We start from the raw sequence: 14,502 nt of genomic DNA, 5'->3' as shown, positions 1-14,502 counted from the left end.
CGTATCGCAATAGTGAGCTGCCGGCTCCATTCGCCGCGGGGCGCGGCTCCTACAGGTGTTGACAGCGCGGGCGGATACGGGAGGTCATTCCTCCCGCCAATATCCACTAGACGAATGCCTGGTCGCCGAAACCACGCGGCAGACACTGCGGGCCTGGCAAGGCAGCCAATCGAGCCTCCCAGGAAGTGCGCCAGTCGTTGACGGCGCGCGCGGCCTTCTCGCGGCGGACGGCACGGCGCGCGGCATTGCGTGAGTTACGTCAAGCTTCGGTGAACACTTCGGTCTTGCGGCAATTGCGGTATTTGACCTTGTCCAGCTCGGTGGTGGCGGGCAGCTTTTCACCATGAGAGCCACAAGCGAGATGGCCAGAGACTTTGTAGTGCGTAACCATCGCGTTATCTCCTTGATTGTGGGCGCCCGGCTGCAGACAGCCGGTCTACACCCCTCAGGAAATGGGGCTGTGCAAGCGGCACGCAGGTTCATTGACCACCAAACAAGGGCCTGGCCGTGTGCCCCGCCAAAGGGTTTTAATGCGCTCTTTTACCGGAACCTCACCATGCCCCTGAGCCCCGATGAACTCGCGCAGATCAGCGCTCTCACCCTGGCCCACTACCAAAGCAGCGCCGAGGACTTTCGCGAGGGCACGCGCGACCATGACGTGAGCCAGAACATCGCCGCGCTGCTGCGCCATATCGAGGGCGAGAAGCCCTGGCGCATCCTCGATTTCGGCTGCGGGCCGGGGCGCGACCTACGCACCTTCAGCGGCCTCGGCCACGAAGCCATCGGCCTGGATGGCTGCGCCGAGTTCGTCGCCATGGCGCGTGCCGACAGCGGCTGCGAGGTGTGGCAGCAGAGCTTCCTCGAACTGGAGCTGCCGGCCGGGCATTTCGACGGCATCTTCGCCAACGCCAGCCTGTTCCATGTGCCGGATCAGGAACTGCCGCGCGTACTCGGCCAACTGCACACGGCGCTCAAACCGGGCGGCGTGTTGTTCAGCTCCAACCCACGCGGCGAGAATCAGGAAGGCTGGAACGGCCCGCGCTACGGCAGCTACCACGACCTGGAACGCTGGCGCACGCGGCTCACGGCGGCCGGTTTCGTCGAGCTGGAGCACTACTACCGCCCCGCCGGCCTGCCACGCGACCAGCAACCCTGGCTGGCCAGTGTTTGGCGACGCAGCCGATCTCAGCCGGATTGACTTATAGGTCAGGTTTGGCCTGATGCAGCACGCACAACGCCATCTACCCCCGGCCTGAGTCCCGCCATGATGGCTTGGCCAGTCACCGGCGTACATCGCGCCTGTCGCTATATACAAACAAATATAACGAAGTAGTATGGCTGCGTGATTCATCAACGGCCCCACAGACCGGAGCAACGAGATGCAGGTACGCGACATTCCCATGATCAAGACAGTGCAACGCAGCCTGCTCGGCCTCGCCCTGCTGTTCACCGGCGGCGTGGCGGCCGATGAGGTCAAGGTCGCCGTAGCCGCCAACTTCACCGCACCGATGCAGGCCATCGCGCCCGCGTTCGAGAAAGCCACCGGGCACAAGCTGGTCGCCTCATTCGGCGCCACCGGGCAGTTCTATGCGCAAATCAATAACGGCGCGCCCTTCGATGTATTCCTCAGCGCCGACGACTTAACGCCGGCCAGGCTGGAGCGCGAGGGCGCGAGCGTGCCCGGCTCGCGCTTCACCTATGCCATCGGCAGCCTGGTGCTGTGGTCAGCCGATGCCAGCTACCTCGACGGCACGGACGCGGCGCTGAAGGCCGGCCAGTTCAGGCACCTGTCGATCGCCAACCCCAAGGCCGCCCCCTATGGGCTGGCCGCGATGCAGGTGCTGGACAAGCTGGGCCTGAGCGAGGCGGTGAAAGCCAAGCTGGTCGAGGGCCAGAACATCACCCAGGCGCATCAGTTCGTCTCCACCGGTAATGCCGAGCTGGGTTTCGTCGCGCTATCGCAGGTGTATAAGGACGGCCAGGTCAGTAGCGGCTCGGCCTGGATCGTCCCGGACGATATGTACGACCCGATCAAACAGGACGCGGTGATTCTCAAGCAGGGCGCGAACAACCCGGCAGCGGCGGCACTGGTTGAGTATCTGAAAGGCCCGGAAGCGGCCAAGGTGATCAAGTCGTTCGGTTATAAGCTGTAATAGCCGTGGCCCGGATCGCATTCGGGCCACGCTTTCCACTTCCGGAATTCCTGCATGCCGCTGTCGAAGAGTGACCTCGACGCCATCCTCCTGACCCTGGAGTTGGCCTCACTGACCACCGTGCTGCTGCTGATTATCGGCACGCCGATTGCCCTGTGGCTGGCGCGCACCGACTCCTGGCTCAAGCGCCCGGTCGGCGCGGTGGTGGCGCTGCCGCTGGTGCTGCCACCGACGGTGATCGGTTTCTACCTGCTGGTGAGTATGGGGCCCAATGGTTTCTTCGGTCAGCTGACGCAGAGCCTCGGTCTCGGCACCTTCACTTTCACCTTTACCGGTCTGGTGATCGGTTCGATCTTCTACTCCCTGCCCTTCGTCGTGCAGCCGCTGCAGAACGCCTTCGAGGCCATTGGTCGCGGCCCGCTGGAGGCCGCCGCGACCCTGCGCGCCAATCCCTGGGACAGCTTCTTCAGCGTGGTGCTGCCGCTGGCCCGCCCCGGCTTCATCACCGCCGCCATTCTCAGCTTCGCCCATACCATCGGTGAGTTCGGCGTGGTGCTGATGATCGGCGGCAATATCCCCGGCAAGACCCAGGTGGTGTCGGTGCAGATCTACAACCACGTGGAAACCATGAACTACGCCCAGGCGCACTGGCTGGCCGGCGGCATGGTGGCGTTCTCCTTCATCGTTCTGCTGGCGTTGTACGGCGGGCGCAATGCGCGGATGAGGGCGCTGTGATGTTCGGTTTCGGCAAGGCCTCGCCACCCGCCGTCCAAGACGATGGACGCATTCGCGCGCGCTTTCTGGTCAGGCATCCGGGCTTCACCCTGGATGTCGACCTCGACCTGCCCGGGCGTGGCGTCACTGCGCTGTTCGGCCATTCCGGCTCGGGCAAGACCAGTTGCCTGCGCTGCTTCGCCGGGCTGGATCGCCCGCAGCAGGGCTATCTGCAGGTGGCTGGCGAGCGCTGGCAGGACAGTGCGTGTGGTTTTTTTCTGCCGGCGCACAAGCGCGCCATCGGCTACGTGTTCCAGGACGCCAACCTGTTCCCGCACCTGAGCGTGCGCGGCAATCTGGAATACGGGCAGAAACGCATCCCGGCCGCGCAGCGCAGGGTGGCGCTGGATCAGGCATTGGAACTTCTGGGTATCGGTCATTTGCTCGAGCGCATGCCCTCGGCGCTATCCGGCGGCGAACGCCAGCGCGTCGGCATCGCCCGTGCACTGGTGACCAGCCCGCGCCTGCTGCTGATGGACGAGCCGCTGGCCTCGCTCGATCTCAAGCGCAAGCAGGAAGTGCTGCCCTACCTGCAGCGCCTGCACGAGGAGCTGGACATCCCCGTGCTCTACGTCAGCCATGCGCCGGATGAAGTGGCGCGCCTGGCCGATCACCTGGTGCTGCTCGACGAAGGCCAGGTACGCGCCAGCGGCCCGCTCAAGGACATCCTGCTGCGGCCCGACCTGCCCTTCGCCAGCGAGGACGATGCCGAAGCGGTGATCGACGGCCAGGTCTGCGGTCACGATACCGCCTACGATCTGCTGGAGCTTCAGCTGCCCGGCAGCAAAGCGCGCCTGCGCCTGCCTCACGCGGCGTTGCCCGACGGCCATCCGGTGCGGGTGAAGATCAAGGCGCGCGACGTCAGCCTCAGCCTGCAACGTGCCGAAGGCAGCAGCCTGCTCAACCTGCTGCCGGTGCGGGTCGATGGCTGGCAGGCGCTGGACGCGCAGATGCTGTTGACCCTGCGCATCGGCGATCAGCGCCTGCTGGCGCGAATCACCCGTTACTCCTTCGATCAGTTAGGCATTCACGCCGGCCAGGCGCTGTGGGCGCAGATCAAGTCGGTGTCGCTGCTCGCGCCGTAGGGCGTGCACCGATCACACGCAGATACCGCAGGTTCGTAGCCAGATACCGCAGGTTCGTAGCCCGATGCAATCCGGGGCGGTTAGGAGACGCCCGGAAGCTCCAGATGCTCCGGCCCAATTTCGGCGTTACCGGCCAGCAGCAGGGCGAAGTGGATGACGTTCTCCAGCTCGCGGGTATTGCCCGGCCAGCGGTGCGCCTCCAGCACGGCCTGCGCCGCCGGGCTGATCGACGGAATGGTCAGGCCCAGGCGCAAGGCATGTTTGCCGAGGAAGTATTCGGCCAGCGGCAGAATATCGCCGACGCGCTGACGCAGCGCCGGGAACAGCAACTGGCCATCGTACAGATAGGCATACAGGCGCTCGTCGAAAGTGCCGGCCGCCACGGCGCGGGCCAGGTCGATGCTGCTCGCCGCCAGCAGACGCACATCCACCGGCAGCGCCTGACTGGCGCCGACGCGATACACCTCGCGGGTTTCCAGCGCGGCCAGCAGCTTGCTCTGCAGAGGCCGCGAGAGGTCGGCGATCTCATCCAGGTAGAGCGTGCCGCCATTGGCCGAACCGAACCATCCGGCGCGGCTGCTGGCGGCGCCGACATGGGCGCCTGCAACATGGCCGAACAGCTCGGCCTCGCCCCATTGTGGGCTGAGCGCCGCGCAGCTCACTGCCACGAACAGGCCGCCGCGCTCACTGTGGCGATGGATATAGCGCGCCAGCAATTCCTTGCCGGTGCCGGTTTCACCGAGGATCAGCAACGGCTGGCCATTGCCCGCCAAGGCTTCGGCACGCTCGCGCAACTGGCGCGAACGCGCATCGACGAATACCAGCGCCTTGGCGCGGATGCTCAGTGGACTTTTGTCGGCGTCGGTGAAGGTCAGTGGAGATGACGTGTTCGGCACGAGTGACACCCTGGAAGAAAGCGCAATGGCATAACCGTAGGAGCCGGCTTGCCGGCGATCCGGCGTCCGCTGACGAAAAGCATCGCCAGCAAGCTGGCTCCTACCTAGTTGTGCAAAATCAGGCGCGCAGCCGCGCCTGCTGCTCAATGCGGCTCTGCAGGCGATACAGATAGCCGAAGCCCTGCTCCCAGTAACGGTGCCCGGACTTCACGTTGATATGCCCGGCACCACTCAGAATCGCCGCCTCGCTACCCCAGGCCCGCGCCAGCTCCATCGCGCGCAGGGCGCTGGCCGCTGCGTCGTTGTCGGAACCCACCAGCAGGCTGGGAAAGGGCAGCAGATCGCGCGGCATCGGTGCGAAATTGCGCAGCGGCTCGGGGCAACCCGGGCGTTCCACATCAGCCGGCGCCACCAGCAGTGCGCCACGTACACGGCGCAGCAGTTCGAGCGGCGCCTGCGCCGCCCAGTGCGCCACCGTCACGCAACCCAGGCTGTGGGCGATGAGGATAAGCGGGCGTGGATCGTCGGCAATCGCCTGGTTCAGCGCGGCCACCCAATCCGCGCGTTGCGGGTTGAGCCAGTCCTGCTGCTCGACCCGCGCGCTGTTGGGCAGGCTGCGCTGCCAATGGCTTTGCCAGTGTTCTGCGGACGAGCCCTGCCAGCCCGGCAGGATCAGATAACGGATTGCTTCGCTGGCCACAACGGCGCCTCCCTGAATCGAATGGCGTCAGTCTAGGCAGCATGAACTGATTACAAAAAGAATAAGAATTTATTTGCTTATTCCATAAATGTGCTTCCGGCGACCACTTCTTATATTTCTAAAAAGCATATAAATGTTCTTAAACAATATTTTTAGGGATATTTCCATCTCTCTACTATCCGCTCCACGCCAGCGTCGGTACTCCATACCGCCGCCTTGGCGACCTATTCACAAGGAGCCTGGAAATGACCGCGACGCTGAGAAACCTCGAAGGCCAGGATGAAGCCAGCATCCTGCGCGAGATCCAGACCGCCCTGCACGGCCTGAAGTTTGGCTCGGTGGAAATCACCGTGCACAACGGCCAGGTCGTGCAGATCGAGCGCAAGGAAAAGATCCGCCTGCAACAACCGAGTACCAAGAACAGCTGACACATGATGCGGCCCGACTGGACCACCAGAGGGCTCGAGAAAAATCGCCCCGCCTGACACCCCATACGCCAACACAAGAATTTCACAGTTAGGAGCTGCACCATGTCCATTCGCCGTTTTGCCCTGGCCGCGCTGGCCAGCGCACTAGTTATTACAGGGGTCGCCGGCCCGGTGGCCGCCGCGCAAACCCTGCTCAACGTGTCCTACGACCCGACCCGTGAGCTCTACACCGAATTCAACGCCGCCTTCAACACGCACTGGCAGGCCCAGGGCAACGAAGCGGTGACCATCCAGCAATCCCACGGTGGCTCGGGCAAACAGGCCCGCGCAGTGATCGACGGCCTGCGCGCCGACGTGGTGACCCTGGCCCTGGCCGGCGACATCGACGAGCTGTACAAGCTCGGCAAGCTGATCCCGGAAAACTGGCAGGAGCGTCTGCCGGACGCCAGCACGCCCTACACCTCGACCATCGTATTCCTGGTGCGCAAGGGCAACCCGAAAGGCCTGAAGGATTGGGATGACCTGGTCAAACCGGGCGTGGAAGTGATCACCCCGAACCCGAAAACCTCCGGTGGCGCACGCTGGAACTTCCTCGCCGCCTGGGCCTACGCCGAGCAGAAGTACGGCAGCGAAGCCGAGGCCAAGGCCTTCACCGAGAAGCTCTACAAGAACGTCCCGGTGCTCGATACCGGCGCCCGCGGCTCGACCATCACCTTCGTCAACAACGGTATCGGCGACGTGCTGCTGGCCTGGGAAAACGAAGCCTTCCTGGCGCTCAAGGAAGAAGGCGGGGAAAACTTCGAGATCGTCGCGCCGTCGCTGTCGATCCTCGCCGAACCGCCGGTAAGCATGGTCGATCAGAACGTCGACAAGAAAGGCACCCGCAAAGTCGCCGAGGCCTACCTCAACTACCTGTACAGCGAGGAAGGCCAGCGCATCGCCGCCAAGCACTTCTACCGCCCACGCAACCAGGCGGTGGCGGCCGAGTTCGCCAAGCAGTTCCCGCAGCTCAAGCTGGTAACCATCGACGCTGACTTCGATGGCTGGAAAACCGCTCAGCCGAAGTTCTTCAACGACGGCGGCGTGTTCGACCAGATCTACCAAGCCCAGTGATTGCCACGGCGCGTCCGCCCATATAGGGCGGGTGCAGCCGCAAGATCGTCGCAGCCAGTGGCGGGTTCCACCCGCCCTACCAAGGAGCTTGCATGTCTCGCCGCACGTCCCCCGTCATACCCGGCTTCGGGCTGACGCTGGGTTACACCCTGGTGTACCTCAGCCTGTTGGTGCTTATTCCCCTGGGTGCCATGTTCGTCCACGCGGCCCAGCTCACCTGGGATCAGTTCTGGGCCATCATTTCCTCACCGCGCGTGCTGGCCGCCCTGAAGCTGAGCTTCGGCACCGCCTTTCTCGCTGCCATCATCAACGGCGTGATCGGTATCCTGCTGGCCTGGGTGCTGGTGCGCTACACCTTTCCCGGTCGCAAGATCATCGAAGCGATGATCGACCTGCCGTTCGCCCTGCCCACAGCCGTTGCCGGTATCGCCCTGACCGCGCTCTATGCGCCCAACGGTTTGATCGGCCAGTTCGCCACATCCCTGGGTTTCAAGATTGCCTACACCCCGTTGGGCATCACCCTGGCGCTGACCTTCGTCACCCTGCCCTTCGTCGTGCGTACCCTGCAGCCGGTGCTGGCCGACATCCCGCGCGAGGTCGAGGAAGCCGCCGCCTGCCTCGGTGCCAAGCCGCTGCAGGTGGCGCGCCACGTGCTGCTGCCGGCGCTGCTGCCGGCCTGGCTGACCGGCTTCGCCCTGGCCTTCGCCCGCGGCGTTGGCGAGTACGGCTCGGTGATCTTCATCGCCGGCAACATGCCGATGAAGACCGAGATCCTGCCGCTGCTGATCATGGTGCAGCTGGACCAGTACAACTACGCCGGCGCCACCGCCATCGGCGTGCTGATGCTGGTGGTGTCGTTCATCTTGCTGCTGCTGATCAACCTGCTGCAGCGCCGCATCAGCCGTTCTTGAGGAGCCAGGCATGTCATCTGCAACCCTGACGGCCAGCGCCACCAACAATGCCGCGCGCCGCGGTAACGCCCTGGGCCGCCGCCTGCTGATCATTTCGGCCTGGCTGGTGTTCGCCTTCTTCCTCCTGCTGCCCCTGTTCGTGGTGGCGACCGAGGCGCTCAAACAGGGCGTCGGCGTATTCGTCGCTTCGATCCTCGAGCCCGACGCCATCAGCGCGCTGAAGCTGACCCTGCTCGCCGTGGGTATCGCCGTGCCGCTCAACCTGGTGTTCGGCGTGGCCGCCGCCTGGTGCGTGAGCAAGTACGAGTTCCGCGGCAAGAGCATTCTGGTGACCCTGATCGACCTGCCGTTCTCGGTGTCGCCGGTGATCGCCGGTCTGATCTACGTGCTGCTGTTCGGTGCCCAGGGCTTCTTCGGCCCCTGGTTGCGCGAGCACGACATCCAGATCATCTTCGCCCTGCCCGGCATCGTCCTGGCGACCATCTTCGTCACCGTGCCCTTCGTCGCCCGCGAGCTGATCCCGCTGATGCAAGAACAGGGCACGCAGGAGGAAGAGGCCGCGCGCCTGCTCGGTGCCAACGGCTGGCAGATGTTCTGGCACGTCACCCTGCCCAATATCAAATGGGGCCTGATCTACGGCGTGGTGCTTTGTACCGCACGGGCGATGGGCGAGTTCGGCGCGGTGTCGGTGGTCTCCGGGCACATCCGCGGCTACACCAATACGCTGCCGCTGCATGTCGAGATTCTCTACAACGAATACAATCACGTCGCCGCCTTCAGCGTTGCCAGCCTGCTGCTGCTTCTGGCGCTGTTCATCCTGCTGCTCAAGCAGTGGAGCGAATCCCGTATCAACCGCCGCAAAGCCAGTGCGGGCGAGGAATAAAACATGAGTATCGAAATCCGTAACGTCAGCAAGAACTTCAATGCGTTCAAGGCGCTGAACGAGATCAACCTGAACATCCAGAGCGGCGAACTGGTCGCCCTGCTCGGCCCGTCCGGCTGCGGCAAGACCACCCTGCTGCGCATCATCGCCGGCCTGGAAACCCCGGACAGCGGCACCATCGAGTTCCACGGCGAAGACGTCTCCAACCATGACGTGCGTGATCGCAACGTCGGCTTCGTGTTCCAGCACTACGCGCTGTTCCGCCACATGACGGTGTTCGATAACGTCGCCTTCGGCCTGCGCATGAAGCCCAAGCGCGAGCGCCCGAGCGAAGAGGTGATCCAGCAGAAGGTGCACGAGTTGCTCAACCTGGTGCAGCTCGACTGGCTCGGCGATCGCTACCCGGAGCAGCTCTCCGGCGGTCAGCGCCAGCGTATCGCCCTGGCCCGCGCCCTGGCCGTGGAGCCACGCGTACTGCTGCTCGACGAACCCTTCGGCGCGCTGGATGCCAAGGTGCGCAAGGAGCTGCGCCGCTGGCTGGCGCGCCTGCACGAGGACGTGCACCTGACCAGCGTGTTCGTCACCCACGACCAGGAAGAAGCCATGGAAGTGGCCGACCGCATCGTGGTGATGAACAAGGGCGTGATCGAGCAGATCGGCACGCCGGCCGAGGTTTACGAAAACCCGGCCAGCGATTTCGTCTACCACTTCCTCGGTGATGCCAATCGCCTGTATGTGGGCAACGATCATCACGTGCTGTTCCGCCCGCACGAGGTCGACCTGGCCAGCGAGCCGAGCCCGGAGCACAAGGCCGGTGAGGTGCGCGACATCCGCCCGCTCGGCGCCATCACCCGCATTACGCTGAAGGTCGAGGGCCAGGACGAGCTGATCGAGGCCGAGGTAGCCAAGGATCACCTGAGCCTGAACAACCTGGGCCGTGGCGCCACGCTGTACTTCAAGCCCAAGGGCGGCAAGCCGGTGAGCAATCCGGCCGGCTGATCGCTCGCTGCCCGGAGCCGAACACGCTCCGGGCGTCCCTCACGTGTGGCTACCAGCGGCTGGCAGGCAGCCGCATCGCTCGCTGTGCACGCCGCCCCCGCTTCAGCGCATCTACCCTTTGCAGCCCCACCCAGCGCTGATACCAACAGCATCGAGCGCCCGCACAATCTGACGAAAAGCCCATGAACGGTAGCGATTTCCGACGAAATCACTCTTTCGGGTCATGCTCTGCAGCGCGTCACGCAGTAGTCTTGGCGCTGCGTCATTGACGCTGCCCACTGCATACCTGCTCAAAACAATAACAAGGAGCACCCCGGATGCGCTGTAAAGCACTGTTGCGCCATGCTTTTTTCTGGTCGCTCGGACTCTTCGTCGGGCTCTCGCCAATGGCCTTCGCCGAGGCCGTCAGCCCGCAGGAACAGATTCAGATATACGCCAGCCGCGCCACCAGCAGCCTGATGCTGTTACGTGGCGAAGGTTTCCAGAAGACTCATCAGCAGCGCCTGGAAGCCGACCTGGCCGCTCTGGCCGGCGCCATGCAGAGCCTGCCGCAGGGCAGCGCCGAACTCACCAGCGCCCATCAGGCCCTCGTTACCCAATTGCGCAACGGTGTTTCCTATGGCCCCGGTGACGAGAACGTACCCTGGCGCTTTCCCGAAGACCTCAGCCGCGCCCTGCGCGACTTCCTCAGCACGGCCCGTGCACTACCGGGCGCCGAAGGCCAAAGCGAGCTGGCGGCGAAGGTCGAGTACCTCAGCGTGCAATACCTCAGCCGCTCCTACCTGGGCACCTTCGAGATCGCCCGCGAGCAGCCCGGCACCTACCTCGGTCAGGACGAACGCCTGCTGCTGCCGGCCATCGACAGTGAACTGCAGGCACTCAAGGACCAATCCGACCCACAGGTGAGCAAGCTACAGACACGCTGGAGTTACCTGCGTGCGGCGCTGGCCGACATGAACAGCCAGAGCAACACCCTGCAGAGCGTTTCCGGCCGTCCCTTCGCATCCATCACCGTGGACCGCCATGCACGCTCGATGACGGCACAGTGGATGGAAATGTTCTAGCCCCGCGACCGTGCAGAGCAATCGTAGGAGCCGGCTTGCTGGCGATGCTTTTCGTCAGCAGGGATGATGATCATCACGCCGCCGGATCGCCAGCAAGCTGGCTCCTACATGCGCTCCGTATCTACGTTTAACTGACCGGCTCAGGCCAGCGCCTTCTTCTCGCGGATGCAGGTCGGCCCGGCGATCTCCACCACGGCATGCTCGACTTCCTTGCGCAGGCCGAGCAGAAAGGCCAGTTCAGCGACCACGAACAGCGGCCCGATCACCAGCCCCATGACGTCATCGACGAAGGCCGGCTTGCGTCCTTCGTAGTAATGACCGACGAACTGGATGACCCAGCCGACCACGAACAGACCAATGCCTGCCGTCAACCACAGGGCAGTGGAAGCGACCGCCAGGCTGGCACCGGCCCACAGGCACAGCCCCAGCAGTACGGCCATGAGCAGGCCGAAGCGGGTATCCAGACGCAGATAGAACCATGCCGACGCCAGCGCCACCAGCGTGGCAGGCGCCAGCCACAGGCCAGCGAGATGGAAACCTGGCCGCGACAGCAGCACGGCGACGGCCAGCACGATCATCGGGATGCCGATGAAATGGCTGGCGATATTGCGCCGGTCGCGGTGGTAGGCGGCATACTGCGCCAGGTGGTCGACGAGGGTTTTCATTGTTATCGTCCTCAGGTGTGAAACGGGCCTGAGCATGATCGCCTCGCCCAACGCCGTCGTACTGTCGGCTAGCCGACAATGGCCGCTGCGGCCACACCCTACAGGAGTCGTAATGCCCGATCCGCGTCACTACCTTGGCCAACTGAGCCAGGGTCACTGGTTCGCTGCGCTGCCCCAGGCGCTGCGTCATACCTTGCTGGACATGGCCCAGGTGCAGCGTCTGGATGCCGGCCAGCGGCTGTTTCGCCGTGGCGACAAACCCAGCGGGCTGTATGCGGTGGTCGAAGGCGCGATGCGCGTCGGTGCGGTCAGCGAAACCGGCAAGGAAGCGCTGCTGACACTGGTCGAGCCGCCCTACTGGTTCGGCGAGATTTCCCTGTTCGATGGCCTGCCGCGCACCCACGATGCCTTCGCCGACAGCGCCAGCACCCTGCTGCTGTTGCCGCAGGCCGGACTGCTCGCCCTGCTCGAACGCGAGCCGCAGCACTGGCGCGACTTCGCCCTGCTAATGAGCCACAAGCTGCGTCTGGCCTTTATCGCCCTGGAAGACATGAGCCTGCTACCGGCCGCACCCCGCCTGGCTCGGCGTCTGCTGTTGATCGCCGAGAACTACGGCGAGAGCGAGCCGCGCCGCGTGCTGCACCTGGCCCAGGAGCAGCTGGCGCTGATGCTCTCGCTGTCACGCCAGACCACCAACCAGATTCTTAAGGAACTGCAGGCGCAGGGCGTGGTGCAACTCACCTATGGCGAGATCGAGATTCTCGACTTCGCGCACCTGCGCCGCCTGGCCACCTGAACCGCTGGCCTCCTGCCACTGTCCAAGCCCTGTCGTGTTTTTCGCCAAAAGAACCGTATCGATGCCAGACAATGCCCCCGCTCCGCTGCCCGATGTGCTCGCCGGCCCGCTGCTGCGCCGCCTGGAGCCCGGCCGCCTGGTGCTGTGGCTGGTGGCCAGCCGCGAACTGAGCCTGCAACTGTGGCTGCAACCCGAGGGCCAGGCGCAGCAGACGCATGCGCTGGACGAACACTGCCAGCAACTGCCGCTGGGCCGGCACGCCGTGCTGCACCTGATCGACCTGCCGCTCGAACAGGCACTGCCACAAGACCAACGCATCGCCTACGACCTGCAGATCATCGACAGCGCAGGTGCGAAAGGCATGCGCGACTGGGCGCCGCACCTGCTCTACGACGGCGTTGAGCACGCTGATTTCGTCCTGCGCGCGCGGGTCGATCACCTGCTCCATGGTTCCTGCCGCAAACCGCACCACGCCGCGACTGATGGCCTGCTCTGCGCCGACCGCCTGCTGGCCGAGCCTCACGACGCCAGGCAACGCCCGGCGCTGCTACTGATGAGTGGCGATCAGGTCTACGTCGATGACGTCGCCGGGCCGCTGCTCTGCGCCATCCACCAATTGATCGCCCGCCTCGGCCTGTTCGACGAGTTTCTCCAAGGCGCCGTGGTCGAAGACAGCCAGGCGCTCTACGCCAACCCGGTGGGTTATTACCAGCGCGCCGACCTGCTGCCGGCGGTGAAGAGCAACCAGACCCTGCGCGACAGGTTCTTCGGCGGTGTGGAAAAACCCGTCTTCACCAGCAGCAGCGCCGACAACCATCTGGTGACCTTCGCCGAGATGATCGCCATGTACCTGCTGGTCTGGTCGCCAGTGCCCTGGACGCTGATCAGCGAACAGCCGCCGCCGCTGAGCGCAGAACAGCAGCAGCGTTATGCCCGTGAGCGCGAGCGCATCGATGCCTTCCGCCAGAGCCTCGGCCAGGCTGCACGGGTGTTCGCTCACCTGCCGACGCTGATGATCTTCGACGACCACGACGTCACCGATGACTGGAACCTCTCCGCGCGCTGGGAGCAGACCGCCTACGGCCACCCCTTTTCCAAGCGCATCATCGGCAATGCCCTGCTTGCCTACCTGCTGTGCCAGGGCTGGGGCAACAATCCCGATGTATTCGATGAGCCGCTGCAGGCCTTTGCCGACCTGCTGCAGCAGCGCCAGAACGAGCATCTGCGGGCCGCAGCGCAGGACGCGCTGATCGACCAGTTGCTGCACTTCGAACAATGGCATTACGTGCTGCCGACCACGCCCGCGCTGCTGGTGCTGGACACGCGCACGCGTCGCTGGCGCAGTGAAGGGCACCTGTCGAAACCCTCGGGGCTGATGGACTGGGAGGCGCTGTGCGACTTCCAGCAGGCGCTGCTCGACCACCCCAGTTGCATCATCGTCTCGCCCGCGCCGATGTTCGGCGTGAAGCTGATCGAGGGCATCCAGAAACTGTTCACCTATGCCGGCCACCCGCTGATGGTCGATGCGGAAAACTGGATGGCCCATCGCGGCGCGGCCAGCGTGATGCTGAACATCTTCCGCCATTCGCGCACCCCAGGGGACTTCGTCATTCTCTCCGGCGACGTGCACTACTCCTTCGTCTACCGCGTGAGCATCCGTCACAAACGTGCCAGCCCGACCATCTGGCAGATCACCAGCAGCGGCATCAAGAACGAATTTCCGGCCAAGCTGCTGGACTGGTTCGACCGCCTCAATCGCTGGCTCTACGCGCCCTGGTCGCCGCTCAACTGGCTGACCAAACGCCGGCGCATGCGCGTCACCCCGCTGATCCCCGACCGCAGCCGCTCCGGTGAACGGCTGTGGAACGGCGCCGGCCTCGGCCAGGTGTTCTTCGACGAACAGGGCCGACCCAAGCGCATCCTGCAGCTCAATGCCGATGGTTCGAAGCCGGTGAGGTTCATCAGCGAACGCGAAGAGCGGCCGGCCCACGCCACTACGCCTCGCAGTCGCAATGCTGCGCCTTAGGCTGTGCAC

15 protein-coding genes and 1 pseudogene are annotated in these 14,502 nt (G+C 64.4%); 12 read left to right on the top strand and 4 right to left on the bottom strand.

Translation table 11 applies throughout. The features are described 5' to 3' along the window. Positions 1-106 precede the first annotated feature (106 nt). Positions 107-391: pseudogene (locus PSOLE_RS14625) on the bottom strand (hypothetical protein). Between the two features lie 165 nt (positions 392-556). On the opposite strand from PSOLE_RS14625, the gene PSOLE_RS14620 reads away from it, so the two are divergent. The 4 genes from PSOLE_RS14620 (at position 557) to modC (ending at position 4,012) form a co-directional block, all read left to right on the top strand. Next, positions 557-1,198: a class I SAM-dependent methyltransferase gene (locus tag PSOLE_RS14620; RefSeq protein WP_074859473.1), complete on the top strand. Its 642-nt coding sequence runs from the start codon at positions 557-559 to the stop codon at positions 1,196-1,198. 181 nt (positions 1,199-1,379) lie between these two features. Continuing rightward, a complete protein-coding gene (modA, locus tag PSOLE_RS14615) occupies positions 1,380-2,153 on the top strand; it encodes a molybdate ABC transporter substrate-binding protein (protein WP_244597227.1) in 774 nt (257 codons plus the stop codon). 54 nt (positions 2,154-2,207) lie between these two features. Continuing rightward, on the top strand, positions 2,208-2,888 hold the full coding sequence (gene modB, locus PSOLE_RS14610; protein ID WP_074859475.1) for a molybdate ABC transporter permease subunit: 681 nt from the start codon (positions 2,208-2,210) through the stop codon (positions 2,886-2,888). After that, positions 2,888-4,012: a molybdenum ABC transporter ATP-binding protein gene (gene modC, locus PSOLE_RS14605; RefSeq protein WP_074859477.1), complete on the top strand. Its 1,125-nt coding sequence runs from the start codon at positions 2,888-2,890 to the stop codon at positions 4,010-4,012. The genes modB and modC overlap by 1 nt, the downstream gene beginning before the upstream one ends. Positions 4,013-4,092: 80 nt before the next feature. Here the strand turns inward: modC and PSOLE_RS14600 are convergent, their stop codons facing one another. Further along, on the bottom strand, positions 4,093-4,908 hold the full coding sequence (locus PSOLE_RS14600) for a sigma 54-interacting transcriptional regulator (protein WP_244597228.1): 816 nt from the start codon (positions 4,906-4,908) through the stop codon (positions 4,093-4,095). A gap of 118 nt (positions 4,909-5,026) precedes the next feature. Then, entirely contained in the window at positions 5,027-5,608 is a 582-nt protein-coding gene (locus PSOLE_RS14595; protein WP_074859483.1) for an RBBP9/YdeN family alpha/beta hydrolase, read from the bottom strand. 245 nt (positions 5,609-5,853) lie between these two features. On the opposite strand from PSOLE_RS14595, the gene oscA reads away from it, so the two are divergent. From oscA to PSOLE_RS14565, 6 genes are all read left to right on the top strand, one after another. Further along, positions 5,854-6,036 carry a sulfur starvation response protein OscA gene (gene oscA, locus PSOLE_RS14590; RefSeq protein ID WP_003464528.1) on the top strand — a complete coding sequence of 61 codons (183 nt, stop codon included), beginning with the start codon at positions 5,854-5,856 and terminating at the stop codon, positions 6,034-6,036. Positions 6,037-6,138: 102 nt separating this feature from the next. After that, complete coding sequence (locus PSOLE_RS14585) at positions 6,139-7,149, top strand: sulfate ABC transporter substrate-binding protein (protein ID WP_074859486.1); 1,011 nt, start codon at positions 6,139-6,141, stop codon at positions 7,147-7,149. 92 nt (positions 7,150-7,241) lie between these two features. Continuing rightward, complete coding sequence (cysT, locus tag PSOLE_RS14580) at positions 7,242-8,060, top strand: sulfate ABC transporter permease subunit CysT (RefSeq protein WP_074859489.1); 819 nt, start codon at positions 7,242-7,244, stop codon at positions 8,058-8,060. Between the two features lie 10 nt (positions 8,061-8,070). Then, positions 8,071-8,943, top strand: coding sequence for a sulfate ABC transporter permease subunit CysW (gene cysW / locus PSOLE_RS14575; protein WP_074859492.1), 873 nt, complete (start codon positions 8,071-8,073; stop codon positions 8,941-8,943). Positions 8,944-8,946: 3 nt separating this feature from the next. After that, complete coding sequence (locus PSOLE_RS14570) at positions 8,947-9,942, top strand: sulfate/molybdate ABC transporter ATP-binding protein (protein ID WP_074859495.1); 996 nt, start codon at positions 8,947-8,949, stop codon at positions 9,940-9,942. Between the two features lie 317 nt (positions 9,943-10,259). Beyond that, the gene (locus tag PSOLE_RS14565; protein WP_074859498.1) at positions 10,260-11,006 is read left to right on the top strand and encodes a hypothetical protein; all 747 of its coding nucleotides are present in this window, start codon (positions 10,260-10,262) and stop codon (positions 11,004-11,006) included. A 140-nt stretch (positions 11,007-11,146) separates the two neighbouring features. Here the strand turns inward: PSOLE_RS14565 and PSOLE_RS14560 are convergent, their stop codons facing one another. After that, complete coding sequence (locus PSOLE_RS14560; RefSeq protein ID WP_017676040.1) at positions 11,147-11,671, bottom strand: Mpo1 family 2-hydroxy fatty acid dioxygenase; 525 nt, start codon at positions 11,669-11,671, stop codon at positions 11,147-11,149. 112 nt (positions 11,672-11,783) lie between these two features. Here PSOLE_RS14560 and PSOLE_RS14555 point away from each other — a divergent pair, with 112 nt between their 5' ends. Further along, the gene (locus tag PSOLE_RS14555) at positions 11,784-12,467 is read left to right on the top strand and encodes a Crp/Fnr family transcriptional regulator (protein WP_074859501.1); all 684 of its coding nucleotides are present in this window, start codon (positions 11,784-11,786) and stop codon (positions 12,465-12,467) included. Between the two features lie 61 nt (positions 12,468-12,528). Beyond that, on the top strand, positions 12,529-14,493 hold the full coding sequence (locus PSOLE_RS14550; protein ID WP_074859503.1) for a metallophosphoesterase family protein: 1,965 nt from the start codon (positions 12,529-12,531) through the stop codon (positions 14,491-14,493). Positions 14,494-14,502 lie beyond the last annotated feature (9 nt).

Origin of the sequence: Pseudomonas oleovorans subsp. oleovorans (genome assembly GCF_002197815.1) — a bacterium.
Taxonomy (GTDB): Bacteria; Pseudomonadota; Gammaproteobacteria; order Pseudomonadales; family Pseudomonadaceae; genus Aquipseudomonas; species Aquipseudomonas oleovorans.
This window is presented reverse-complemented; position numbering and strand designations above follow the sequence as displayed.